A 23925-nucleotide genomic window follows, 5' to 3' on the forward strand; every position below is an offset into this window, starting at 1 on the left:
GGATTTTGGCTGGAACTGCGCTCAAGCAAAAAAACTGCAACTTTTGCCATCGCGCGATACTCCATTGTTCACTGCCACATTCACTCGCAAGGAGTCACACAATGGCCCGCAAAACTGCTGCCCAAGCTGTCGAAGACCAGATCAAGGATCAAGCCTTCAGCGAACTCACCGCGCTGATCGAAGAGTCGGACAAACTGCTCAAAAGCAGCGCCGCCCTGGTAGGCGAAGAAGGCGAAACCCTGCGTGAGCAGGTCGCGATCAAACTCAAGCAAGCCCTGGACTCAGTGTCCAACGTGCGCGAGCGTAGCAAGCCGGTGGTGGATGCCACCGAAACCTACATCGGTGGCCACCCGTGGCAAACCGTGGCCATTTCCGCAGGTTTTGGCCTGGTAGTGGGTTTGTTGCTGGGTCGTCGTAACTGATCAAGCAAGCGGCGCAATAGCAACCACACCGCTGATGCTATTGCGCCGTTGCCCTGGCTCTTGATCTGTCTGTGATCTTGATCTAATGCCCCCCGGCAAACGGCTATCGCTGACAAACCAGCGCTTACACTCAAGCTGCGCCAAACCCTTCTCAGTCAGTCACCAGCGCCTGTAATCGCGCCAGATCCTCAGCCTCCAGCTCAATCCCCACCTCCAACGACTTCGCCCGCGTGCGATGACGTCGATCCCCCGGCAACCTGCGCAACCCTGCCGCATGCATCTGCCGCACCAGTTCCTGGCTGCGCTCGGCAAAGCTTTGCCCAGCGGTTTTGCTTGGGTCGATCACGATCAACAACTGCCCAGTCCACGGCGTGCGGGCGCCTGGGTGATCAGCCCAATCAAACTCAAAGGAGAAGTTGCCTCCAGTCAACGCCGCCGCCAACAGCTCGACCATCATCGACAACGCCGACCCCTTGTGCCCGCCAAACGGCAGCAACGCGCCGCCTTCGAGCACGGCTTTAGGGTCAGTGGTGGGTTGGCCGAGGCTGTCGACGCCCATGCCCGGCGGCAATCGCTCGCCCTTGCGCGCGGCTATTTGCACGTCGCCATGGGCAATGGCGCTGGTGGCCAGGTCGAAGACAATGGGCGCGCCATCGGCACGCGGTGCGGCGAAGGCGATGGGGTTGGTGCCGAACAACGGGCGGTCGGCGCCATGGGGCACCACGCAGGTCATGCTGTTGACTACGCTCAGCGCCACCAGGCCTTCTTCGGCGAAGGGTTCGACGTCGGGCCACAGCGCCGCAAAGTGATGGGAGTTGTGAATCGCCAGCAACGCAATACCGGCGCTGCGGGCCTTGTCCACCAGCAAGCCACGCGCTGCCGCCAGGGCCGGCTGAGCGAACCCGTTGCCGGCGTCGACCCGCACGAAGCCGGACGCAACGTCGGTGACCACCGGCACCGCCTGGCCGTTGACCCAGCCGCTGGCCAGGGTGCTGAGGTAACCAGGAATGCGGAAGATGCCGTGGCTGTGAGCGCCATCGCGCTCGGCGCTGGCGCAGTTGTGCGCAAGGATCGCCGCGACGTCGGGCGAGGTACCGTGCTTGACGAAGATCGCCTGCAGCAACGCCTTCAGCTCGTTGAAACCCATGAATGCTGTAGCACTGTCGATGATCGGGGACTGGGCAGACATCTGTAGCTCCGATTTTATAATTGGAAGAGACAACAACAATCCAGACCCGTCGATTAAACAACGCCTCCTGTGCTTGCTGTCAACGTCCGCTTGCCGCCGAAGCAGTTATCTACCGCCCCGCCCCTGGCGCAAGCGCCTACCGTGGAGCCTCGTAACTGCCAGTTTGATGGAGCGAGCACCATGGCGACGCTTTCCCCGCCGTACTTTTTCGACGAATTCCTGCTGCCTGCCGGGCGTAAACAGCCAACACCACGGGAGCGGGCGTTGGGATTTACCGTCAAGGATCTGGAGTGGTTGCATACGCTTTACTACGCCACGGATGCAGCCCGCCAGGATGCGGCCCTGCACACGCACCCCATGCAGGTGGAGCGACTGCTGATCAACCGTCCTGGCAAACCCGCGCTGACCCTGACTGGCGCGTTCCTGATGAGTCCGACACCGGACGACAATAAAGCCGTGCTCTATACCCCCTACGGCGGGCTGGAGCTGTTCGACAGCCGCGCCGTGCTGCTTGCTGCGGTGCACGAGCGCTTGCAGTTACCAACGCAGCGAGACGACCTGCTGTGCTTTATATCCATCGCTGAACGTGACGCGCTGCCGGTAGACGCGCCGGTAACAATCACCACCGCCATCATCCAGGGCGCGGTGATGCAGGATCAGGAGGACGCCATTATGGCCAGCCAGCAGCAGAACGTAGCTGCCCTACTCAATGAGCTGCGCAAGCTGCCGAGCCTGCACGGGATGCTTGATAGCCTGCTCGGCATCATGGCCCGTTCCTTCTTTCCTAAGTTGAAACAGGCCGACACGCGGGTGAATTTTTTCAGCCGCGCCTCGCAGCAAAAAGACCGCCGCTGGCTGGCCTCACTACCGTTGCGCGATGCACTGCTGCAGTTTTATGCCAAACAAGCCTGGCCCCTAGATCAAACTCATTCGTTCGTCAATATCGGCTACGACAGCAGCGCCTTGACCGCGGACCAACGCGCCCTCGACCAGCAGCGCTGGGACAGTGTGATCGAACAAACCAGCGGCATTCTTTCCTCGTTACTGAAAAGCCTGCTACAGACCTACTGGAACGAAGACGTCAGCGCGGGCCAGTCGCGCCTGACGTTTTGTGCGCGGGTGATGCGCGAAAAATTTCGCGCCGATCTGTTGCTCAAACGCCAGAACGCGATTGTCTCCACCCCAGAGAGCCAGCAACTGCGCGCCGCGTTCCTGCTGGACTCGGCCGCGAGCACAGCGCCCGCGGATGATTTGCGCATAGAAAAGGTGCGTATTCACGCGCCCTATCAACATTACGTCGACCTCGCCAGCACGTTGATGATCAGCAAGGCCCACACCTACCTCTACACCCAGTCCCGCGGTCTGCAAGTGCTCAAGGATCTGAACGACCTCAACGACACGCTGCTGGCGATGCTCAAGGCCGCCGGCCATCAGGATGAGCTGCTCAACTTTCTCTCGCTGGATGAACGCAGCGTGTATATCGGTATGGATCACGTTCAGGTCAGCGGGCAACCGATGCAGGGCGATGTCTTCCAGGACATGCTCGAAGACATCGTCGCCAAGCAGTTCGACAACCTTGAGCATGCACTCGGCGTGTACCGCCGCAGCGCCAGCGACATCGACCTCGCCGCGCTGCTCGACCATGCGCTGGACGTGCGCACCCTGCTCGATAGCCGCCTGCTGGCGCAGGACGCCGGCGGGCGCTGGTCGGTTCACCCCGTGTCCAGCGGCAATGGGCACCCCAGCACCGTACTGGCGGAAACCGCCAAACGTCATCTGCAGCGCCTGCAGGCCGTTGAAACCGCCATGGCTATGGGGCGCAGCAAACATCCGACCTTGGGTGTGCTGGCGGCCCATGCGTTGGACCTGGAGCTGGCGAAAAGACAGCTGGCGCTCGACGCCGACGATGTCTGCATCAATACCTATGCCACCCCGGCCCAGGAACGTGAGGAGCGCTTGCCCGTGGCGTCTTCGAGCATGGTCGCGCACTTTATCGCGCGGGTGACCGGTCAGGCCGAAGCACTTACGCCCTCGGCCCTGACCTGGTTCTACGGCCTTCGCAGTGAAGGCGTCGCCCGGCAACTGCACAACCTGAGCGTCGATAGCTTCAATGCCATCATCGAGCAGGTGATGAGCACCTTCGCCCAGCACGAGCTGCGCGAACTGCCGCACCTGCTGCTGGACAACAACCAGGCCCATCTAAGCCACGGCCTGTTGCAGGGGTTGAGCGGCGAGGCCGAGATGAGCCGGTTATACAAAAGTTTGTCGCCGCAGCAACTGGCGCTGCTCGACTGCGTGCTCAACGCCGACAGCCTGCGCAGCCGCGCCAGCCGTCACGGGCTCAACGGCTTCCTGCCGGACGCATACGCCCTGAGTCTCTGCAGTGACGCAGCCGCCCTGCCCCAGCCCCTGGCCAACTGTTTTGTACTGACCGAACGCGGAGGCCTGGACCCCGATCACTCCGGCGCGGCCCTGCTGTGGACCCCGCGCTCTGGGTTTGAGGCGTTTGCATCCATCCAGGCGCTGGGTGAGGTGCTGGGGCAACGCTTGCAAGATCCGCTGGTCTGCTGGCCCTTGCTCGAAAACCTGCCGGTATCCAGGCGCATGCCCCACCAGACCTACCGCTTGGGCCCGCTGCAACGCATTGACGATCATCTGCTGGATAACCGCCAACGCTCCTACAGCGCCTGGCTGCGCGACGAGATTGACCATCTGCTGGCAATGAAACCCGGCGTGCAGCGCTTCCAGGATTGTATGGACGCTTTGATCCGCAGCGCGCCACCGTCCAACCTGCCCAGGGCGATTGCCATGGCGCACGCGATGATCCACCAGCAGTCACTGCCGGTCTGGCTGGGCATGGCGTCGCCGGATGAACAGATACTGCACGCCGAACTGCTTGAGCAGTACCGCCTCAGCGCGCCGCAGGAGCGTGACTATCTGCACAGCATTACGCCCCTGCGCGAGCAGGTCGTTAACACGTTGACGAGCCTGCTCGATGCTCGCTTTGCCCAACAAGCGCTCAACCCCGATAACATCCTGATTCCCTGCCGTATTGACCTGGACGGCCACACGCAGACCCTCACCGATTTCGCCCTGCGGCACTTGCCGGACCTGCATGCCGAGCGCATCCGGCCAAGCTCGCGCACCGCCACGCCGTTACCGGCTGCGCTGGACGGCGATGCCGTCGTGCAACTGGTGCGCCAACTGGACTTGAAAGGCATCTACCAGCAACGGCTTATCACCCACCTCAAGCAACCAAGCGAAGACGCGCGCGCGCGGCGAACCCTGTTTTGCCGGCAGTTACCCTGGCAACTCCTGCAATACGCCCATGAGCAGATGCTCAATGAGCGACTGTCTGCCAACGCCTGGAGCCTCATCCAGCAAGTGTTTGACATGCCCGATGCAGTGGCGCGTGCCAGCGTGAGTGGCAGCTCGGCCACCGTCCGCCACTTGGAGTTGATCGCCACCGAAGGCGCAGCAAGCGCCAGGGCGCTGGGTTGCTACCTGATAGGTCCGCAGGCCGGCGCGTCCGGGCCGCTGGTGCTGTACGCGCCCTTCAGCCCCCAGTATTTGCTGAAGGAATTCGCCAGCGAAGCGGCACTGCTCAGTGAGTTCACTAACCCCGGCGCACTGCAGGACTGGATCGTGGGGCAACTGGAGGGCGCGCAGCGCGCCACCTATCGCAACCTGCTGGACAAGGGCTGGCACGTCGGACTGGCAGAAATCACTCTCGGCGCAACGCCCATGGGCGGCAACCTGCTCAAGCAACTGTTTGAGGACAACGTGCAGATGCTGCTGCAGATGCTAGGCGCGCAGTTTGCCCCGTCGGGCAAAACCCATTGGGATGCGATCACTTGCCTGCTCACTCAGGAAATCCCCAACGGCCTCCAGTTCCTGGCCGGCAAACTAGCCTATCCGCTGGTGGTGTGGCGCAGCTATCAACTGTTCAAAGACTCCGCTGAAAACCTGCAGGCGCACCGCTGGAGGCACGCACTGAAAACCTTCGCCCTCGGCGTGGCTGAATTGGCCTCGTTGCGCAAAGCGCTGGACAGGCCCCGGCAGCAGACGCCGCCACCTGCAGAGCAGCCCTCAGTGGAGCGGTGGCTGCAAGCGCCTGCCCCCGCAGCCGCCAACCTGGACGAGTTGGCAATAACCGCGCCCGAACGCACACAGTTGCGCAGTTTTGAACACCACGATGACGCCCTCGGCGACTTGTCATTCAGCTCAGCCAACCAGGTGTACCGGGATGACACCACCTCGCGCAATTTCGTGCCGCTGGCGGGAAAAGTCTATCCGGTAAAACGCGCCGGCGAACGTTGGCGCCTGAGCAAGGGCGAGCGGCTGGGCCCCTATGTACAGCGCAACGCCCACGGCCAGTGGACGCTGGACCTTGACCGCCATCACCCACGCTACGGCAAAACCATAAGCCGCTATGCCGGCAAAATGAGCACACGCCTGGCCGAACGGGACGCCATCAACATTGAAGCCGTGGGCATGCGCGAGATCGCCGCGCTATCCAGTTGGAAGGCCCAATGCATTGATGAAGCGCTGAATGTGGCGACTTACTATGCGGTGACCTGCAAGCGCAACTTGCTGCACTTCGCCACGCTTCGTGAACCGAGCAGCCGCCTGGGGCGTTTTTTCAGTGAATTTTTCGGCGTTGTCTCGCTGGCGCCCGAACAAGTGCGAAGGGTCGAGCGGCGCATTGACGAGGTGCTTGATGAGCTGATCAATCACACCCTGATCGGGCCCGACTCGATGCGGTTTGTCAGCGGCACCCATCGGTACAGCCCCCACGATTCCTTTGCTTTCGTCGTGCCCGACGATGCCGACCATAAGATCTACCTGCTGGACCGCTTCTTCGACCCGCCCATGGACATCTATCAGAACCGCCTGACCACGCCGTTCAACATCTGCGCCCATGCGCGCGCCACGGTGCTGATACACGAGATCACCCACATCAAATCCCTGACCGAAGACCTGGCTTACTTGGACAGCATGCGGCCCTTCCCGGACCTCATCAACGTTGCCATCAACGGCGCCACGCTGATGAAAACCGACCTGGATAACCTGCGGGATAACGCACTGTCGATCTCCACACCTGCCAGCATGCTGTTCAGAACCTGGGATGCGTTTTCCCAGCAATGGGAGGATTTCGGCAGCCGCCGCTTGACCGCGCCGTTGCGCGATAAAGTCCTGAGCACCACCGGCGCCCGCACACTGGAGGAGGCGCGATCGGTGTTTATGAGCAACAGCGACAAGCGTATCGACACGATTCTGGCCAACGCCGACTCGGTGACCTGCATGATCAGCGAGCTGGGGCGCAGTCTGGATGCGGGAGCCTGAGCAGGCTCCCGGCGGGGTAGATCAGTCTTTCTGGTCGCGCAGGATATTGCCCGAAGCGCCGTCGATACGTGCTTCATAAACGGTGCCGTCGGACTTGCGCCCTTTGACTTCCCAATAACCGTTGTCGTCGGCTTCAGCGGCGTAGACCTCGACATAGCCTGCCTTGGTCTTGGCCACCTCGATGGCCTTCTCGATGGTGATCCAGCCCGCACCCGGTTTATCGGCCAGCGCGGCGCCGGCGCTGAGCAGCGCGGTGGTTGCACACAGGGCGACTAAGGTTTTCTTCAGCATTTTCGTTCTCCATTGTAGGAATGTCCTGAATTTTTTAGGTGCCTCCAAACGAGAATAAGTTCCAATTGATGTGCAATCGCCATGATGGATGTTCTCGCGATGCACCCTGGGGGTTAGAATGTGGGAAATCAGGATGAGTTAATGAGCGAAAAGTCCCTTTCAGAAGCCGAATATGACGCCATCACCGACGCCGCTGCGCATTGGTGCATGCGTATGCATGCAAGTGATTGCACCCCCGGTGAACGTCAGGCTTTTGCCCAATGGCACGATTGCGACCCGCTGCACGCCTTCGAATACGCCGCGATGCTGGAAATCTGGGACGTCGCCGACCATCTGCCCCGCCACGAACCCACCGCCTTGGTGGTGCCGTTCAAACCGCGCAGTCGGCTACGTACCTACGCCGCCGCGGCAGCCATATGCCTGGCAGCCTTACCGGTGGCGGCCTTTACCGCTTGGGAAGCGGGCTGGCTGCCCAACGCCTACGAGCGCTTTGAAGCCGCCGATGGTTTGCGCCAGGTGACGTTGGGGGATGGCACTCAAGTGGAGCTGAACCTCGGCACTGAACTGGTCTACAGCAACTACAAGGACCAACGTCGGGTCACGCTGAAAAAGGGCGAAGCGTTTTTCAAAGTCAGCCACGACCGTGAGCATCCGTTCGTCGTGCGTGCCGGCGAAGGCCAGGTGCAGGTGACGGGCACGCAATTCAATGTGTGGAAATACGGCGATCAGGTGCGGGTCATGCTGCTTGAAGGCGCAGTCCAGATTTCCAGCGATCGGATCCACGGCAGCGTGCCGCTTACCCCCGGGATGCAGGCCAGCTATCAACTGGGCGACGCCACACCGCGTGTCGCCACGATCAGCCCCAACGACAGCGCGCTGGCCTGGCGCCAGGGCAAGCTGATCCTCGACAACCTGGCCCTGGTCGACGCGTTGCCGCTGATCAACCGCTACCTGAACAAACCGGTGATGCTCGCAGATGCCAGCACCGGGGCGATTCGCATTGGCGGGATCTACAACATCAATGAAGTCAACAACCTCATCCCCTCCCTGCCCAAGGTGCTGCCGGTCTACCTGACCCAGAACCAGGATGGCAACCCCGTGCTCAACTCCATTCCGCGTCAATCCCCCAAAGGCTGAGCCTGATCCACATCACCGGGCCTCTTTGCGCCCGCAGTGTCCATTTTTGAAACACACGGCGCCTCTGAAGCGCCCGTACTGTGCGGATTCATCGATTTGTTATGGGCGGTGTTACAGCGGTGATACAACAGGGTGAATCGTTTGTGGTACGGCCGCGTGCGCGTGCCGTGACCGCAGGTGTATCAGCCATGAAACAGCACTGACATCACTTTGCCCTCGATTCATTCCAACCTATTGAAAATAAACACTAAATAAAAAGCGGCACGGCTTCTGCTCTATCCCTTACAGCGCTGTTTAGGGTCAGCGCGAAGAATAGGGAATGCCGCCGTGATCACACTCACTCAAGGTCCGATGAACGTACTGCTGATCAGCTGTGTACTCAGCGTCGGCATCAGTGTTCCAAGCTTTGCAGGCGATGGCGTGATCGTGACAGGGCGCAATGTACAGGCTCACATGTACGGTCGCGCCGCCTTCGGTAAAGACCCCTACCCCACCACCGCCAACGCCAATCCCAGCCGCGACATCATCGGTGCAACCGGCGAGCTCAGTGATATGGATATCGGCGGCATCAGCAGCGGCTCCAGCATCGTCGGCGCGATTCCGACGAACAACACTTTGACCGGCCTGCATGCCACGCAAAACAGCATGTCCACCCTGGGGGCCGGCTCTGCCGCCGGCCACGGTGCGGGCAGCAGCATGGGTGGACAGATCAGCGACTCGATCCAGCGCGGCATGGCGCCGCTGAACAACATCGGCAGCATGATGGGGGGCAAGTAATGAACCGCTCCCTGCTCGTTCTCGCCCTGCTGGCCGCCGCTCCGGTCTTCGCCGACAACACCGCGGTGATCAACAACAGCGGCCAACAATACGAAGGTGTCGTGTCGATCAACCAGGCGGCCGGCAACCAGCAACAAATGTCCAACAGCCGTGCCATTGCGCTCGGTGGCCAGGCCACCAACGTCAACATCCAGCGCCAGAACGGCAGCGTCGACCCGTCCCTGAACGCCAAAGCGGCGATTCATGGCACCTCTTTTACCAACGGCAACGGTGTGCTGGGTATCAACCAGTCGGCCGGGGCCAATAACCAATCAGTCAATGCCGTGCGGATCAGCATCAACCCTGGCCCGCAAAGCATTGATGACAGCGTCCTGTTGCAACAGAACTCGACGCAGTTGACCGACTCAGGGCTCACCCCCACCACTGGCAGCCGCCAGGTCGCTACCAGCGACCAGGCCTTCACAGGCAGCCGAGGAGTGATTCAGGTGAACCAGAGTGCCGGGGTGGGGAACCGAGTGGCTAACACCCTAGGCATCACTATCAAGTAAACGCTTGGTAGTACTCGTTAGACCGTACCAACACTTAACCAACTAATTAGAAGCAAGGAGAAACACCATGAAACCTCAAATGGCTCTGAAACCAATGGTTTTCGCTCTCGCCGCACTCATGGCTGCTGCTGCTCAGGCAGGTGGTGGTTGGCACCCTGCGCCTCAACCAACCGGCGTTGTTGCCTCTGTCGTTACAGACGTACAAAACAGCGGCGGCAACAAGTTTGACGACACCAAAACCGAAAACAATGCCTCTGCCGACAACTCGGTAAACGGCAACAGCGGCAACACCGGTGTTAACGTTCAGTCGGGCAGCGGTAACCAGGCAGACAACTCCGGCGCCATCTCCAGCGCCAAGGGTGACTTTGCAACAGTATTCGCTGTCGTCGATGTCAATCAAAACAGCGCGCTGAACAACTTCGTCAACAAAGGCACCCAGAACAACGCCTCTGCGGATAACTCCCTTAACGGTAACTCCGGCAACCTGGGTTACAACGGCCAGGCCGGTCAAGGCAACCAGGGTAAAAACAACCTGGCAATCACCACTGCTGATGGCAAAAACATCGCAGCGGCCGCCAACACCGAGCAAAACTCCCTCGCCAACAGCTACCTGAACACTGCCGCTACCAGCTACGGGTACGGCCATGGCAAGGCTCAATACGTGTCCAACAACTCCAGCCTCGACAACTCGGTTAACCGCAACTCCGGCAACGTGGGTGTGAACCTGCAATCCGGCTCGGGCAACCAAGGCAGCAACAGCCTGTCGATCGGTCAAGGTTGCACCGTCTGCGCCAGCGGCGTGCGCTTCTGATCCAACGGGGCCTTGGCAACAAGGCCCTTTTTTATTCCAGTGTCCAGCAGGTCACACGATCATGCGCCTCGCGACCCTCACCCTCCTGATGTTACTCACCGGCCCAACGTGGGCAGGCAACATGGCGATCTCCGCCCTGCCTGGCGGTGCAGTGATCTACAAGAAGGTCGAGAGTATTCGTGAGCGCCGGTTCGCCAACCTGGTGGAACAGAAAACCGATTTCAGCTGCGGTGCTGCGGCACTCGCCACCATTCTGCGCCAGGGTTACTGGCTGGACGTGGACGAAGATCACGTCATCAAAGGCATGTTGGTCAATGCAGACCAGGACCTGGTACGTACCCAGGGCTTTTCCATGCTGGACATGAAGCGCTACCTCGAAAGCATCGGCATGCGTGCCCGGGGCTACAAGATCGGACCAGAGACCCTGGTCACCGTGAAGATCCCTGTGGTGGTGCTGCTGGAAATTCGTGGCTACAAGCACTTCGTGGTGATGCAGCGCGCGGACAAGGACTGGGTCTACATCGGCGACCCGGTATTGGGCCACAAGCGCTATTCGCGTGACGACTTCCTCAAGGGCTGGAATGGCATCGTCTTCGCTGTGCTGGGTGAAGGTTACGACAAGGCCAATGCCTTGCTCGACCCGCCTACTCCGCTGACCGCCAAGAACCAGTTGAATGAGTTCAGGCCCGTAGGCGATGCCGAGCTGATGGACTTCGGTTTTATCCAGAGCGACTTCTTCTAAGAAGCGCAATAAGGGGCAGGACGCTCCAGGAGCAGAAGATGAACACTTCCCGTTGGCTGACGGTCATGTGTCTGGCAGCCTCAATGCCCGCTTATGCTTCATCGGGGTTCAAACCGATCGAACTCAAGGATTCGGAAATGGCCGACCTGCGCGGCCGCTACGTCATGCCGGGGCGCATCATTAGCTTCGGCATTGTCATGAGCAGCACGTGGACCAACGCCGTGGGAGACACCATCACCGGCAAGGCCAGCATGCAGGTCGACTCGTCGACCATCACCCCACAATTCTACGTACAGACCACCGGCTCGACCGGCAACGGGACCAACCCGAACACCGGTACCGGCACAGTCACAGGCGGCGCCGGGCTGGGCAGTGGCCAAGGCGTGACCCAGAGCGTGCGAACCGCTGGCGATGGCAACACCGCCTATAACAACGTAGGCATTACCGTCGAGAACGGCTTCGCGCCTTCCAACGCGGTGCAATCGGGGCAAGTACTCGTCGCCGGCGGTACCGTTACCGGGGACAGCGCAGCAGGCCGGGTGAGTGTGTCGGCCAACAATGGCGGCTTGCAGATGGCGATCCAGGCCAACCATAACCAGGGCAACAGTTTGCAGCAGATCGGCGGCGGTACTGTGCTGCAAGGTACGGTTTTGACCGGCAACACCAACTTCGTCAACAACATGACCCAGCTCAACGTCGTGATGAATAACAACGGTTTGAACAACGGTGCGCTGAACTGCAACTTGGACCAACTCAAAGGCCTACGCACCCTCGGTTATTGAACTACGCTGACCCTCGACACTTACGCATTAGAAAAGGACGGCTTATTTCATGCATCGATCGTTATCGCTTCGTGCGGTGGTCTGTTTAAGTACGCTCTTGCCTGCATCCGTTCTGTATGCCGCGCCAGACGCCGATATAGAAACGCTCAAACAGGAACTTCTAGAACTCAAGCAGCGGTATGACGTTCAGCAAAAAGCTTTGGCGGTACTGGAACAACGGGTACGACAGGTCGAAGATCAACCGTCGGCACCGGCGCCCAAGCGTCTGGCCAAATCCCCGGCAGACTTTCAGAAAGCCAGTGGCGCGACGGTCGCAGGCACGGGCGCCGCAGCAGCATCCGGCGGCGCCGGTGGTGGCGGCGGTAGTTCCTACGGCCAGTCCCTCAAGGACGACTCGGCCCCTGCGCAAAGTGTGAGTAACCTCTATAACGAAGCCAGCGGCTTTTTCGGGAATGGCAAGTTCAGCTTTGAAACCGGCATTACCTATGCCCGTTACGATGCTCGCCAGTTGACCCTCAACGGCTTCCTGGCGCTGGACTCGATTTTCCTCGGCAATATCAACCTGGACCGGATCAAGTCCGATAACTGGACCCTGGACCTGACCGGGCGCTACAACTTCGATAATCGCTGGCAGTTCGACGTGAACGTGCCCGTGGTGTACCGCGACTCCACCTACCAGTCCGCCGGCGCCGGCAACAACGGCACGGCGACGTCGGAAGCCTCGGTCACGCGCGACCCGACCATCGGCGACGTCAACTTTGGTGTGGCGTACAAATTCCTCGACGAAACTCCCAATCTGCCGGACGCCGTGGTGTCGGTGCGGGTCAAGGCGCCTACGGGTAAAGAACCGTTTGGTATCAAGCTGGTCAAGACACCCGGCAACGACAACCTGTTCGTGCCGGAAAGCCTGCCTACGGGCAACGGGGTCTGGTCGGTCACGCCGGGGATTTCCCTGGTCAAGACCTTCGACCCGGCGGTGTTGTTTGGCTCGCTGTCGTACACCCACAACTTCGAGGGTTCGTTCGACGACATCAGCAGTGACGTCAACCAGAAGGTCGGCGGCAAGGTCAGCCTGGGCGACAGCTTCCAGTTTGGCGTCGGTGTGGCCTTTGCCCTCAACGAGAAGATGAGTATGTCGTTCTCGGTGTCGGACCTGGTGCAGCGCAAGAGTCGGCTCAAGCCTAATGGTGGCGACTGGCAGTCGGTGGTGTCCAGTGATGCGAACGCCGGGTACTTCAACGTGGGGATGACGATCGCGGCATCGGATAATTTGACGATCGTGCCGAACCTGGCGATTGGGATGACGGATGATGCGCCGGACTTTACGTTTAGCCTGAAGTTTCCGTATTACTTTTAACTGATCCGACGGCGTATTCCTGAGGCGAAGGAGCTTGCTCCGATAACGTAATAAAAGGAAAAGCCCCGCAACGATAAGGGTCGTTGCGGGGCTTTTCGGTTTACCCGCCCTAGCGGATCTGGTGTTTGTGCAGCAACCGATAGAACGTTGGCCGGGAAATTCCCAGGACGCGGGCAGCGACACTCAAGTTATCGCTGTGCCGGTTGAGCACATCGCACAGCGCCTGGCGTTCGGCGCGGTGTTTGTAGTCTTCCAGTGTAGACAGGGGTGGCGAAATTGCCTGTTCGCTGATCAATCCCAGATCAATAGCCTCGATCTGCCGCCCTTCGGCGAGTACCAGGCCACGACGCACGCGGTTGGCCAACTCGCGCACATTGCCCGGCCACGGGTGTTGCCCCATCGCCACCAGCGCGTCCTCGCTGAAACTGCGCGGACGGCGGCCAGTTTCCTGGCTGTAGAAACGTGAGAAGTGGTTGGCCAGCATCGCTACGTCGCCGTGGCGCTCGCGCAGCGGCGCAGTGACCACTTGCAGCACATTGAGTCGGTAGTACAAGTCCTCACGAAAAGCCCCCTTGGCCACAGCGGCTTCGAGGTCGACGTGAGTTGCCGCCAGTACCCGCACATCCACGGGGATAGGCTGGCTACCGCCGACGCGCTCAACCTGTTTCTCCTGGAGAAACCGCAGCAGATTGGCTTGCAGTTCCATGGGTAAATCGCCGATTTCATCAAGGAACAGCGTGCCACCATGGGCCGCTTCGATGCGCCCGACCTTGCGCTGATGGGCGCCGGTGAAGGCGCCCTTCTCATGGCCGAACAGTTCGGATTGGATGAGGTGTTCAGGAATCGCGCCGCAGTTGATCGCGACAAAGGGCTTGGCGTGGCGTTGGGATTGGCGATGCAAGGTCTTGGCCACCAGTTCTTTACCGGTGCCACTGTCACCACGGATCAAAACCGGGGACTCGGTGGGTGCGAGCTTGGCCAATAGCTTGCGAAGTTCGCGAATCGGCCGACTGTCGCCGAGCAGTTCGTGCTCCGGCTCATTTACAGGTGTATTGCCCTTGCCGCGCAAGCGCGCCATGCCAAAGGCCCGGCCGAGGGTAACCTGCACGCGCGCGACGTCAAACGGCAGGGTATGGAAGTCGAAGAACCACTCGCAGACAAAATCACCGACATTCTGCAAACGCAGCACATCCTGGCTGAGCACAGCGATCCACTCGGTGCCGCTGCGGCCGATCAATTCCTTGACCGCTTCGGGGCGCTCCAGGTGATAGGGCTGCAACCGCAGCAAACCCAAGTCACACGACCGGTCGCCCACCGCCTCCAAAGCACAACTGTCCACCTCCCAACCTGCCGTGCGCAAACCGGGCAATAGCCCATGGCAGTCATCACAAGGATCGACCACGAGCAAGCGGCGTTGCGCAGGTGTAACAACCATGACTATTCCTTGGCGCCAAAATTGTTGATTGCTGGAGGTAAAGTTATTTAGAAACAACGGTTTGTGGCGCTCAGCGCTAACACTAGCAAAATCTTGACGCGGGCCTTGTACCGTTTCGCTATAAGTGCGGGCAAAAAGCCACCCACTGTCGCGCCCATCAAAAAAAGTTGGGCACGGCTAAAACTTTCATTCAGCTTTCAAAACAGCCGCTTACATGACAGTCATCAGGAAAAGTTAAAATTTGTTGCTCTAACATGTGACCCGTACCCCGTCATCGTGCATCAGTACAAGTAACCCGCCGCACGGTCAGCCCAACCGCCGGTACTCACTTGAATGGGCATTTAGAGAGAGACCCACATGAACGCCCCGCTCCGCATCAACGAAGCTCTTTTGATCGCAGACCGTGCTTTTCAGCCCTTTCAGTGCGTGGCCTGGCACGATGGCAACGGCGCCTTGAGCCTGAGCGTCATCGACCGCACCAATACCCGTATTGGCAGCAAACAACTGTCATCGAACACCTACAGCGACCCGGCGCAATTGGAAGACCTGCTGTTGCAGGCCCGTGCCGAACTCGACAAAGATGGCTACCAGTTGCAGTCCTGGGCCATGCCTAAGTAAGTTGCTGCACCAACTTCCGATCACTGCAAGACACTGATCGGAAGTTGGGCAACTGAACTTAAGACGTTTATCGCGCGGCGAGAATAAACCGCTCGATTGCCTCTGCAGCACCGTCATCAATATTACTACCGGTGACCACATTGGCCTGGCGCTTGACGGTTTCTTCCGCCTGCCCCATGGCAATCGATAATCCGGCTACCTGAAACATCGCCGGGTCATTTCCCCCATCGCCGATGGCCGCCGTCTGCTCCAGCGGGACCCCAAGGTGCGCCGCCAGGGTCTTCAAGGCCTCGCCTTTATTGGCCAGCATGGCCGTCACATCCAGATAAATCGGTTGCGAACGCGATACCTGCGCCAGGCCTTGCACCTTGGGCTGTAAACGCGCCTCCAGTTCCACCAACAACTGCGCGTTGTTGCTGGCGGCGACGATCTTGTCGATCCGATCCAGGTACGGCTCAAAACTCTCCACCACCACTGGCCCATACCCCAGGCCATGGGCTTCGCGCGGTTCCATCGGGCCTGGCGGGCCACGGCGCAGCCAATCGCCGTCGGCAAATACCCATGGTTCCACGTCCGGCTCGGCCGAGAACATCGCCAGTGCGACCAGCGCCGCCTCCGCCGGCAGATGGTGGGCAACCAGGATGCTGCCATCCGGGTTGATCAAGGTGCCGCCGTTAAAACCGGCTACCGGCACATCGATCCCGAAGGTCTCGATCAGGTGCAGCATGGCTTTGGGCGGTCGCCCGCTGGCGAGGCTGAAAAACCCCCCCGCCTCGCGCAACGCACTGACCGCATCGACCGTACGCTGGCTCAGACGGTGATCTGGGTGCAGCAACGTGCCGTCCACGTCGCTGAGGATGAAACGGATGGGATGAATCGCGGCATCACTCATCCCAGGGTGTGCCAAGTGCGACCATCGCGGGCCAGCAACGCATCCGCAGCAGCAGGACCGTCTTCACCGGCCTTGTAAGCCTGGATGCCATCGTCTTCCTTCCACGCATCGAGAAATGGCTGCACGGCACGCCAGCCGTTCTCGATATTGTCGGCCCGCTGGAACAAGGTCTGATCGCCGGTCATGCAGTCGTAGATCAGGGTTTCGTACCCGGTCGACGGTTGCATCTCGAAGAAGTCCTTGTAGGCAAAGCCCAATTGGATGTTGGCCATATCGAGGGTCGGCCCTGGCTTTTTAGCCAGCAGGTCAAACCACATGCCTTCGTTGGGCTGGATCTGGATTTTCAGGTAGGTGGGCTTGAGCTCATCAACCTCGGTATCGCGGAACTGCGCATAAGGCGCCGGCTTAAAGCAGATCACGATTTCGGTGTCGCGCACGCTCATGCGCTTACCGGTACGCAGGTAGAACGGCACACCGACCCAGCGCCAGTTGTCGATCATCACCTTGAGGGCAACGAACGTCTCGGTGCTGCTGTCGGGCGCGACGTTGGCTTCTTCCCGGTAGCCCGGCAACGACTTGCCGCCGATTTCGCCAGCGGTGTACTGCCCACGCACCGAGTTGGCCCGCGCATCTTCCAGGGACCACGGCCGTACCGCGCCAATCACCTTGGCCTTTTCACCGCGCACAGCGTCGGCACCAAATGCGGCGGGCGGTTCCATGGCCACCATCGCCAGCAACTGGAACAGGTGGTTCGGCACCATGTCCCGCAGGGTGCCGGTTTTTTCGAAGAAATTACCCCTGGTTTCCACACCAACGGTTTCGGCGGCGGTGATTTGCACATGATCAATGTAATGGTTGTTCCAGAACGCCTCGAACAGCACGTTGGAGAAACGGCTGATCAGGATGTTCTGTACGGTTTCCTTACCCAGATAATGGTCAATGCGGTAGATCTGCTTCTCGCTCATCACCTTGAGCAAGCTGGCGTTCAGCGCTTCGGCGGTGGCGAGGTCGGAGCCGAACGGCTTTTCGATCACCACACGCCGGAAGCTGTCATCAGTCTCCGTCAACAATCCGGCACTGCCCAGGCGCTGCACCACTTCACTGAAGAAGCGGGGCGCAGTGGCCAGGTAGAACACAGCGTTGCCGGTGCCGCTGTCGGCGATTTTCCTAGCGATGTCGGCGTAGGTGCTGTCGTCGAGGAAATCACCCTCGACGTAGCTGATGCCTTTGGCCAACTGCGCCCACAAGTCCGGGTCCAAAGCGTTCTCGCCATTACCCTTGACCTTGCTCGCAGCCTCGGTGCGAATGAAATCCTCGAGTTTCTTGGCGAAGTCGGCATCGCTGATGGCGTTGTGATCAACGCCTACAATGCGCAGCCCATCGCCCAACAGGCCATCACGACTGAGGTTGTACAGCGCCGGCATGAGCAGGCGCTTGACCAGATCGCCATGGGCGCCAAACAGAAACAGCGTGGTTGGAGGTGCGGGTTCGGCCTTGGGTTTCTTGCCGTTAGCGGTCATTTTTTGGAAGTCTCCACATGACCACCAAAGCCGAAGCGCATGGCAGACAGCATCTTGTCACCGTAGGTGCTCTGCTGGCGCGAGCGGAACCGCGCGAACAACGAGGTGGACAGCACCGGCACCGGCACGGCTTGTTCCATGGCGGCTTCGATGGTCCAGCGGCCTTCACCACTGTCGGCGACGGAACCCGAGTAGCCTTCAAGTTTCGGGTCGGTGGCCAGGGCGTCGGCGGTCAGGTCCAGCAACCAGGACGAAACCACACTGCCACGGCGCCAGACTTCAGCGATATCGGCAACGTTGAGGTCGAAACGCTGGTCTTCCGGCAGGTTGTCCGAGTTCTTGGTTTTGAGGATGTCAAAACCTTCGGCGAAGGCCTGCATCATTCCGTACTCGATGCCGTTGTGGATCATCTTGACGAAATGCCCGGAACCCGCAGGACCGGCGTGGATATAACCCTGCTCGGCGCGCGGATCTGCGGAGGCGGAACGGTCCTTGGTGCGCGGGATATTGCCCAGGCCCGGTGCCAATGCGGCGAAGATAGGGTCAAGGCGTTGCACGGTCTCGGTATCGCCACCGATCATCATGCAATAGCCGCGTTCCAGGCCCCAGACGCCGCCAGAGGTGCCGACATCAACGTAGTGCAGGCCCTTTTGCGCCAACGCCTTGCCGCGACGAACGTCATCCTTATAGTTGGTGTTGCCGCCGTCGATGATCACGTCACCGTCTTCGAGCAGCTCACTGAGTTCATTGATGGTGTTTTCAGTGGGGTCGCCTGCTGGCAACATCACCCACACGGCGCGAGGCTTTTGCAGCCCGGCAACCAGGGCTTTCAAGTCGGCAACGCCAGTGGCGCCCTCCTCGCTCAAGCCTTTGACAAATGCTTCGTTACGGTCGAAAACAACGGTGGTATGCCCATTGAGCATCAGGCGCCGTGCAATATTCCCGCCCATGCGGCCTAGTCCGATAATCCCCAGTTGCATGTGCTGATGCTCCTAACTACTAAATAAATGTGTGACATAGTTTATAGCGCAATGAGGCTAATGAGGGTTAGTCAGGGGCAGATCGATGTAGTTTCATGACAAAAAAGTTGCCATCGTTTCAGCATCACAGCACCAAAAGTCACAGGACCACCAAAAATAAAAAAGTTCCATTGCGCTGAAAAAGAATTCAGAATTGCTTCCGACTGTTGCCGAGAACCTCGACTCAAGCGTTCTGGCACACCGCGACACACCGGCTATTTGCGAGGTAAGCAATGAGCACTGCACAGATGACCCGTCCTCCCCAGACCCTCTACGTCACGCTCCGTCGCGATGAACTGCGCCAGTTGAAAGACGAACGCGAGCAGTTGCAGCAGGAGGTCATGCGCCTGCGTGCTCATATCATTCAAGCCCAGCTGGATCAGCCTTACGGCGCGCAACCTGCGCTCTGCTGAGCCCTGTCATGACTTTGTAAGATAACGGCTACACAAATCTCACAAAGTTTTCACACGCACTTCCCGATACTCCCGCCCACAAGGGCCACCCCAATGCAAGGGTGGCCTCTATTGCGCGCAGCCCTGCGCGTGATTGAAAAACTACCGGGTTGGAGCGCTGGATGGCGATGTTCGAACGCAGCACTAAGTCTGCGAAAGGCTTTGATTGGGCCGGTCTTGGCTGGCTATTCCTGTTTTTCTGGTACTTCTCCGGCATCACACAACTGCTGATCCAGCTCAGCGGCACGTCCGGCTTCAGTGGTTTTCGCCAAGCGTTCTTCATGAGCGCACTGTGGCTCGCCCCCCTGCTCGTTTTCCCACGCCGTACGCGCTTGCTCGCCGCCCTGATTGGCGTGGTGCTGTGGGCCTGCTCCATGGCAAGCCTGGGTTACTTCTTCATTTACCAGCAGGAGTTTTCCCAAAGCGTCATCTTCATCATGTTCGAGTCGAACATCTCTGAAGCCGGTGAATACGCCACCCAATACTTCGCTTGGTGGATCGTGCTGGCCTTTATTGCCCACACCGCCGTCGCGGTTTTCCTGTGGACCCGCGTGCGACCGGTGTACCTGCCGCGCGGCCAAGCCCTGGTGGCGGCAACGGCGATCCTGGTGGCCATTGTCGGATACCCGCTGGTCAAGCAAATTGCCCGCAGCGACACCCTGGACGACGCCATCGACCGCTTTGAATCGCGCATCGAGCCTGCCGTGCCTTGGCAGATGATCGTCGCCTATCGCCGCTACACCGAACAACTCGACAACATGCAAGGCATGCTCGACAGCGCCAGCCAGATTGCGCCCTTGACCAATCTCAAGGACACCATGGCCGGCCAGCCCTCGACCCTGGTGCTGGTCATCGGCGAATCCACCAACCGCCAGCGCATGAGCCTCTACGGTTACCCGCGCAACACCACGCCGGAACTGGACAAACTGCGCGACCAACTGGCGGTGTTCGACAACGTCATCACCCCGCGCCCCTACACCATCGAAGCGCTGCAACAGGTGCTGACGTTCGCCGATGAAGAGAACCCGGACCTGTACCTGAAAACCCCGTCGATTGTCAGCGTGATGAAACAGGCCGGCTACAAGACTTACTGGATCACCAACCAGCAGACCATGACCAAGCGCAACACCATGCTCACGACCTTTTCCGAACAGGCCGACGAACAGGTGTACCTGAACAACAACCGCAACCAGAACGCACGCCAATACGACGGTGACGTCCTCGCGCCATTCTCCAAGGCCCTGGCCGATCCAGCGGAGCGCAAGTTCATTGTGGTGCACCTGCTCGGCACCCACATGAGTTACCAGTACCGCTACCCGCCGACGTTCGACAAATTCACCGATCGCCAAGGCGTACCGGCCGGCATCAGCGATGATCAATTGCCCACCTACAACAGCTACGACAATGCCGTGCTGTATAACGACTTCGTGGTGTCGAGCCTGATCAAGGATTACGCCAAGACCGATCCAAACGGCTTCCTGCTATACCTGTCCGACCACGGTGAAGACGTATTCGACTCCGCCGGCCACGCCACACTGGGACGTAACGAAGGCAAACCGACTGCGCCGATGTACACCATTCCCTTCATGGCCTACGCCTCGCCGAAATGGCGTGAGAGCCATGACTGGAGTTTCGCCGGCGATCTGCAACGCCCTTACACCAGCTCGCAGTTGATCCACACCTGGGCCGACCTGGCCGGGTTGAGCTCCGATGAAATCGACCGCAGCAAAAGCCTGGTGAGCGACAGTTTCAAAGCACGTCCGCAACTGATCGGCAACCCGTACTTGCGCCAGCAGAAGGCCCTGATCGACTTCAGCCTGATCAAGCCGAAGAAGGTTGGCCCGACCGATGTGGTGCTCCAGGAAGCGCCGGGTTCGTAACAGAAAGATAACAATCATTCTCGTTTAACCCTAAAGTTCCGCTCCTCCTTTCGTCTTTGAGCCAAGGCCTTCCCTTTCCGGGGTGGCCGCAAAGACGACAAGGAGTCTCACGCGATGTTCGCGCCAATTACCCGCTCCATGACCCTCACGCTCGGCCTGTGCAGCGCCGCGCTGAGCCCGGACCTGCTGGCTGAAACCGACCCCGAACAGACCCAACTCGAACTCGGCGCTACCCGCATCACCGCCGAAGGCCTGGGCGCGACCACTGAGCACACCGGTGCCTACACCACCGGTTCGATGAGCACCGCCACCCGCCTCAACCTGTCCGTGAAAGAAACCCCGCAGTCGATTTCGGTGATCACGCGCCAGCAGATGGACGATTTCAATCTCAATACCTTGACCGACGTGCTGCGCCAGACCACCGGTATCAACGTGCAGCACAACGACTCAGACCGCGTGTCCTACTCCTCTCGCGGCTATGGCATCACCAATTTCCAGATTGACGGGATGCTCAACACCTTCGGCTACATGAAGTCCGACGCTGACACCATCATCTACGACCACATCGAAGTGGTGCGCGGCGCCACGGGCCTGACCACCGGAGCGGGCGACCCTTCAGCCACTATCAACATGGTGCGCAAGCGCCCCACCGCCCAGTGGCAGGCGAAAACCGGCGTAAGCGCGGGCAGCCATGACAACTATTACAGCTACGTGGACGTGGGCGGCCCGCTGGCGTTCGACGGCAAGTTGCGCGGGCGTACCGTGCTGGCCTATCGCGACAGCCAATCCTTCCGTGACAACTATGAGCTACAGCGGGAGGTCGGCTACGGCATTCTCGAAGGCGATCTGTCAGAAGACACCGTGCTGGCCGTAGGTTTTGATTACCAGAACAAACAAGTCCAGGGCACTTCCTGGGGCACCGTGCCGTACTGGAACAGCCAGGGCGGCAAGGCCGGGCTGTCGCGCTCCACCAACATGGCCGCGCACTGGAGTTCCTGGCCGCTGACGGACAAGACCACTTTCGCGACCCTCGAACATCGACTGGGTGGCGATTGGCATATCAAAGCCGCCTACACCCATCGCCAGAGCGACACAGATGGCAAGGTCTACTATGGCGGCTCGGGTTTCCCCAACGACGACCGCAGCGGCATGACCGCCTGGGCGAGCCACATGCGCGGCACCTCGCGGATGGAAGCCATCGACCTCAACTTGGCCGGCAGCTATCAGTTGCTGGGCCGCGAACACGCCTTGATGATGGGCTACGGCGAGGCCGCGCAACGGGACAGTTCGCCGTTTATGCGCGAGAACATCCCAGCCGGCTACTACAGCATTGAAGACTGGAAATACATGGGCGGGATCGCTAAGTTCGGCGACACCGTCACCGGCCTCAAAGGCGAACACAGCAGCAAGGAACAGAAGGCCGGCTACCTGGCCACGCGACTGAGTCTCACCGACCGCCTGCATGCGGTACTGGGCAGCCGCTATGGCAGTTGGGAACTGAAAAGCGCGGCCCCCCGATACGACGACAACGACCAACTGACCGCCGCTGGCAAAACCAGCCAGACCCACAACGACATGTGGACGCCCTATGCCGGGCTGCTTTACGACATAACGCCGGAGTACACCGTCTACGCCAGCTACACCGATATTTTCAAACCCCAAAGCCTCAAGGATGCCAACAAGAAATTCCTTGAGCCGGTGGTGGGCAGCAACTACGAAGTGGGCATCAAGGGGAGTGTGCTGCAAGAGCGCCTGAACCTGGCGGCGGCGTATTTCTGGAGTACCCAGGACAACGTTGCCGAGCGCGATTACTCGGTGCCACGCAACCCAAGGACCGGCGAGGAATATTACAAGTCAGGCGGCAAAGGCAACAAAGTGAACGGCTTCGAACTGGAAGCGTCCGGGGAAGTGATGCCCGACTGGAACCTCACGGCAGGCTACACCTACACCCATTCGGTCAACGGTTCGGGCAACCGCAATAACACGGGTCAGCCGCTGAACCTGCTGAAAGTATCCAGCGCTTACCGCCTGCCGGGTACATGGCGCAACCTCACCGTCGGCGGCGCCGTGAACTGGCAAAGCGATTTCTATGATTTCAGCAATCGACCGACCGGTGCGCGCGATACCGATGGCGACCCGATCACCACCCGGGCAAAAATCACGCAGCAGGCCTACACCGTGGTTAACCTCATGTCCCGCTATCAATTCGACGACCATGTTTCAGCGTCGCTTAACGTCAACAACCTGTTTGATAAAAAATATTACGAGCGTGTCGGCTTCTATAACGGCGTGTACTGGGGTGACCCGCGCGCCATTACGTTGGCCTTGGACTGGAGACTTTAAAGCGCACAACCCGAAGTTAACGAAATTGTTAACTTCGGACGTTTCTCGAGTTAATTCCCACTTAATAAGATCGCTGCAAAATCGCCCCATGAATCTGCTCAAGGACAGAACGGATAACCGATCACACTTAATGAGAATACCCCGATGAAACTCTCGACTTTGATGCTTGCCAGCCTGATGACCCTAGCCTCCGCCGCCGCTTTTGCAGAAGATGGCTCGGAGCGCGCGAAGGAGTACTACAACAACTTCACCTTCATGCAGCAGAAGGTTCACGGCACTAACGAGCAAACAGCATCCGCCGACGATACGTCTTCCAAGACCAGCACCACCAATCAGGAACAACCGAAGAGTTAATTAATGTTTA

General features: G+C 59.6%; 20 protein-coding genes. 14 read left to right on the top strand and 6 right to left on the bottom strand.

Annotation, left to right across the window (positions count from 1 at the left end):
• Positions 1-101 precede the first annotated feature (101 nt).
• Positions 102-422, top strand: a complete 321-nt coding sequence (locus AOA61_RS24325) for a YqjD family protein (RefSeq protein WP_032887039.1) — start codon at positions 102-104, stop codon at positions 420-422.
• A gap of 151 nt (positions 423-573) precedes the next feature.
• Here the strand turns inward: AOA61_RS24325 and AOA61_RS24330 are convergent, their stop codons facing one another.
• A complete protein-coding gene (locus tag AOA61_RS24330; RefSeq protein ID WP_095185901.1) occupies positions 574-1611 on the bottom strand; it encodes an Ldh family oxidoreductase in 1038 nt (345 codons plus the stop codon).
• A 180-nt stretch (positions 1612-1791) separates the two neighbouring features.
• Between AOA61_RS24330 and AOA61_RS24335 the strand changes: the two genes are divergently transcribed.
• Positions 1792-6957, top strand: coding sequence for a DUF6543 domain-containing protein (locus AOA61_RS24335; RefSeq protein WP_099602900.1), 5166 nt, complete (start codon positions 1792-1794; stop codon positions 6955-6957).
• A 21-nt stretch (positions 6958-6978) separates the two neighbouring features.
• On the opposite strand, the gene AOA61_RS24340 is transcribed toward AOA61_RS24335, so the two are convergent.
• Positions 6979-7248 carry a PepSY domain-containing protein gene (locus AOA61_RS24340; RefSeq protein WP_016979404.1) on the bottom strand — a complete coding sequence of 90 codons (270 nt, stop codon included), beginning with the start codon at positions 7246-7248 and terminating at the stop codon, positions 6979-6981.
• A gap of 141 nt (positions 7249-7389) precedes the next feature.
• On the opposite strand from AOA61_RS24340, the gene AOA61_RS24345 reads away from it, so the two are divergent.
• The 7 genes from AOA61_RS24345 (at position 7390) to AOA61_RS24375 (ending at position 13402) form a co-directional block, all read left to right on the top strand.
• On the top strand, positions 7390-8385 hold the full coding sequence (locus AOA61_RS24345) for a FecR family protein (protein ID WP_099602901.1): 996 nt from the start codon (positions 7390-7392) through the stop codon (positions 8383-8385).
• A gap of 351 nt (positions 8386-8736) precedes the next feature.
• The gene (locus AOA61_RS24350) at positions 8737-9162 is read left to right on the top strand and encodes a hypothetical protein (protein ID WP_095185904.1); all 426 of its coding nucleotides are present in this window, start codon (positions 8737-8739) and stop codon (positions 9160-9162) included.
• On the top strand, positions 9162-9710 hold the full coding sequence (locus AOA61_RS24355; protein WP_032887046.1) for a hypothetical protein: 549 nt from the start codon (positions 9162-9164) through the stop codon (positions 9708-9710). Before AOA61_RS24350 ends, AOA61_RS24355 begins: the two co-directional genes overlap by 1 nt.
• A gap of 67 nt (positions 9711-9777) precedes the next feature.
• Positions 9778-10521, top strand: coding sequence for a hypothetical protein (locus AOA61_RS24360; RefSeq protein WP_099602902.1), 744 nt, complete (start codon positions 9778-9780; stop codon positions 10519-10521).
• 61 nt (positions 10522-10582) lie between these two features.
• Entirely contained in the window at positions 10583-11263 is a 681-nt protein-coding gene (locus tag AOA61_RS24365; RefSeq protein ID WP_032887048.1) for a C39 family peptidase, read from the top strand.
• 38 nt (positions 11264-11301) lie between these two features.
• Complete coding sequence (locus tag AOA61_RS24370; protein WP_095185906.1) at positions 11302-12045, top strand: hypothetical protein; 744 nt, start codon at positions 11302-11304, stop codon at positions 12043-12045.
• Between the two features lie 49 nt (positions 12046-12094).
• On the top strand, positions 12095-13402 hold the full coding sequence (locus tag AOA61_RS24375; RefSeq protein WP_099602903.1) for an autotransporter outer membrane beta-barrel domain-containing protein: 1308 nt from the start codon (positions 12095-12097) through the stop codon (positions 13400-13402).
• 109 nt (positions 13403-13511) lie between these two features.
• Here the strand turns inward: AOA61_RS24375 and AOA61_RS24380 are convergent, their stop codons facing one another.
• The gene (locus AOA61_RS24380) at positions 13512-14837 is read right to left on the bottom strand and encodes a sigma-54 dependent transcriptional regulator (protein ID WP_032887052.1); all 1326 of its coding nucleotides are present in this window, start codon (positions 14835-14837) and stop codon (positions 13512-13514) included.
• Positions 14838-15194: 357 nt separating this feature from the next.
• On the opposite strand from AOA61_RS24380, the gene AOA61_RS24385 reads away from it, so the two are divergent.
• Entirely contained in the window at positions 15195-15455 is a 261-nt protein-coding gene (locus AOA61_RS24385; RefSeq protein WP_032887053.1) for a hypothetical protein, read from the top strand.
• A 67-nt stretch (positions 15456-15522) separates the two neighbouring features.
• Here AOA61_RS24385 and AOA61_RS24390 read toward each other — a convergent pair whose 3' ends face one another.
• Genes AOA61_RS24390 through gnd form a run of 3 tightly spaced genes read right to left on the bottom strand, consistent with a single transcriptional unit; the run spans position 15523 to position 18847 of the window.
• Entirely contained in the window at positions 15523-16347 is an 825-nt protein-coding gene (locus tag AOA61_RS24390) for an HAD family hydrolase (RefSeq protein WP_099602904.1), read from the bottom strand.
• Complete coding sequence (gene zwf / locus AOA61_RS24395) at positions 16344-17867, bottom strand: glucose-6-phosphate dehydrogenase (protein ID WP_099602905.1); 1524 nt, start codon at positions 17865-17867, stop codon at positions 16344-16346. The genes AOA61_RS24390 and zwf overlap by 4 nt, the downstream gene beginning before the upstream one ends.
• Positions 17864-18847 carry a phosphogluconate dehydrogenase (NAD(+)-dependent, decarboxylating) gene (gene gnd, locus AOA61_RS24400; RefSeq protein WP_032887058.1) on the bottom strand — a complete coding sequence of 328 codons (984 nt, stop codon included), beginning with the start codon at positions 18845-18847 and terminating at the stop codon, positions 17864-17866. The genes zwf and gnd overlap by 4 nt, the downstream gene beginning before the upstream one ends.
• A gap of 272 nt (positions 18848-19119) precedes the next feature.
• Here gnd and AOA61_RS31600 point away from each other — a divergent pair, with 272 nt between their 5' ends.
• The 4 genes from AOA61_RS31600 (at position 19120) to AOA61_RS24415 (ending at position 23915) form a co-directional block, all read left to right on the top strand.
• Positions 19120-19299, top strand: a complete 180-nt coding sequence (locus tag AOA61_RS31600; protein ID WP_256226376.1) for a DUF6026 family protein — start codon at positions 19120-19122, stop codon at positions 19297-19299.
• A 161-nt stretch (positions 19300-19460) separates the two neighbouring features.
• Positions 19461-21218, top strand: a complete 1758-nt coding sequence (locus tag AOA61_RS24405; protein WP_032887059.1) for a phosphoethanolamine transferase CptA — start codon at positions 19461-19463, stop codon at positions 21216-21218.
• Between the two features lie 114 nt (positions 21219-21332).
• Positions 21333-23561, top strand: coding sequence for a TonB-dependent siderophore receptor (locus AOA61_RS24410; protein WP_099602906.1), 2229 nt, complete (start codon positions 21333-21335; stop codon positions 23559-23561).
• A gap of 144 nt (positions 23562-23705) precedes the next feature.
• Complete coding sequence (locus AOA61_RS24415) at positions 23706-23915, top strand: hypothetical protein (protein WP_095185911.1); 210 nt, start codon at positions 23706-23708, stop codon at positions 23913-23915.
• Positions 23916-23925: the final 10 nt, after the last annotated feature.

Source organism: Pseudomonas sp. 2995-1, assembly GCF_002742505.1.
GTDB lineage: Bacteria > Pseudomonadota > Gammaproteobacteria > Pseudomonadales > Pseudomonadaceae > Aquipseudomonas > Aquipseudomonas sivasensis.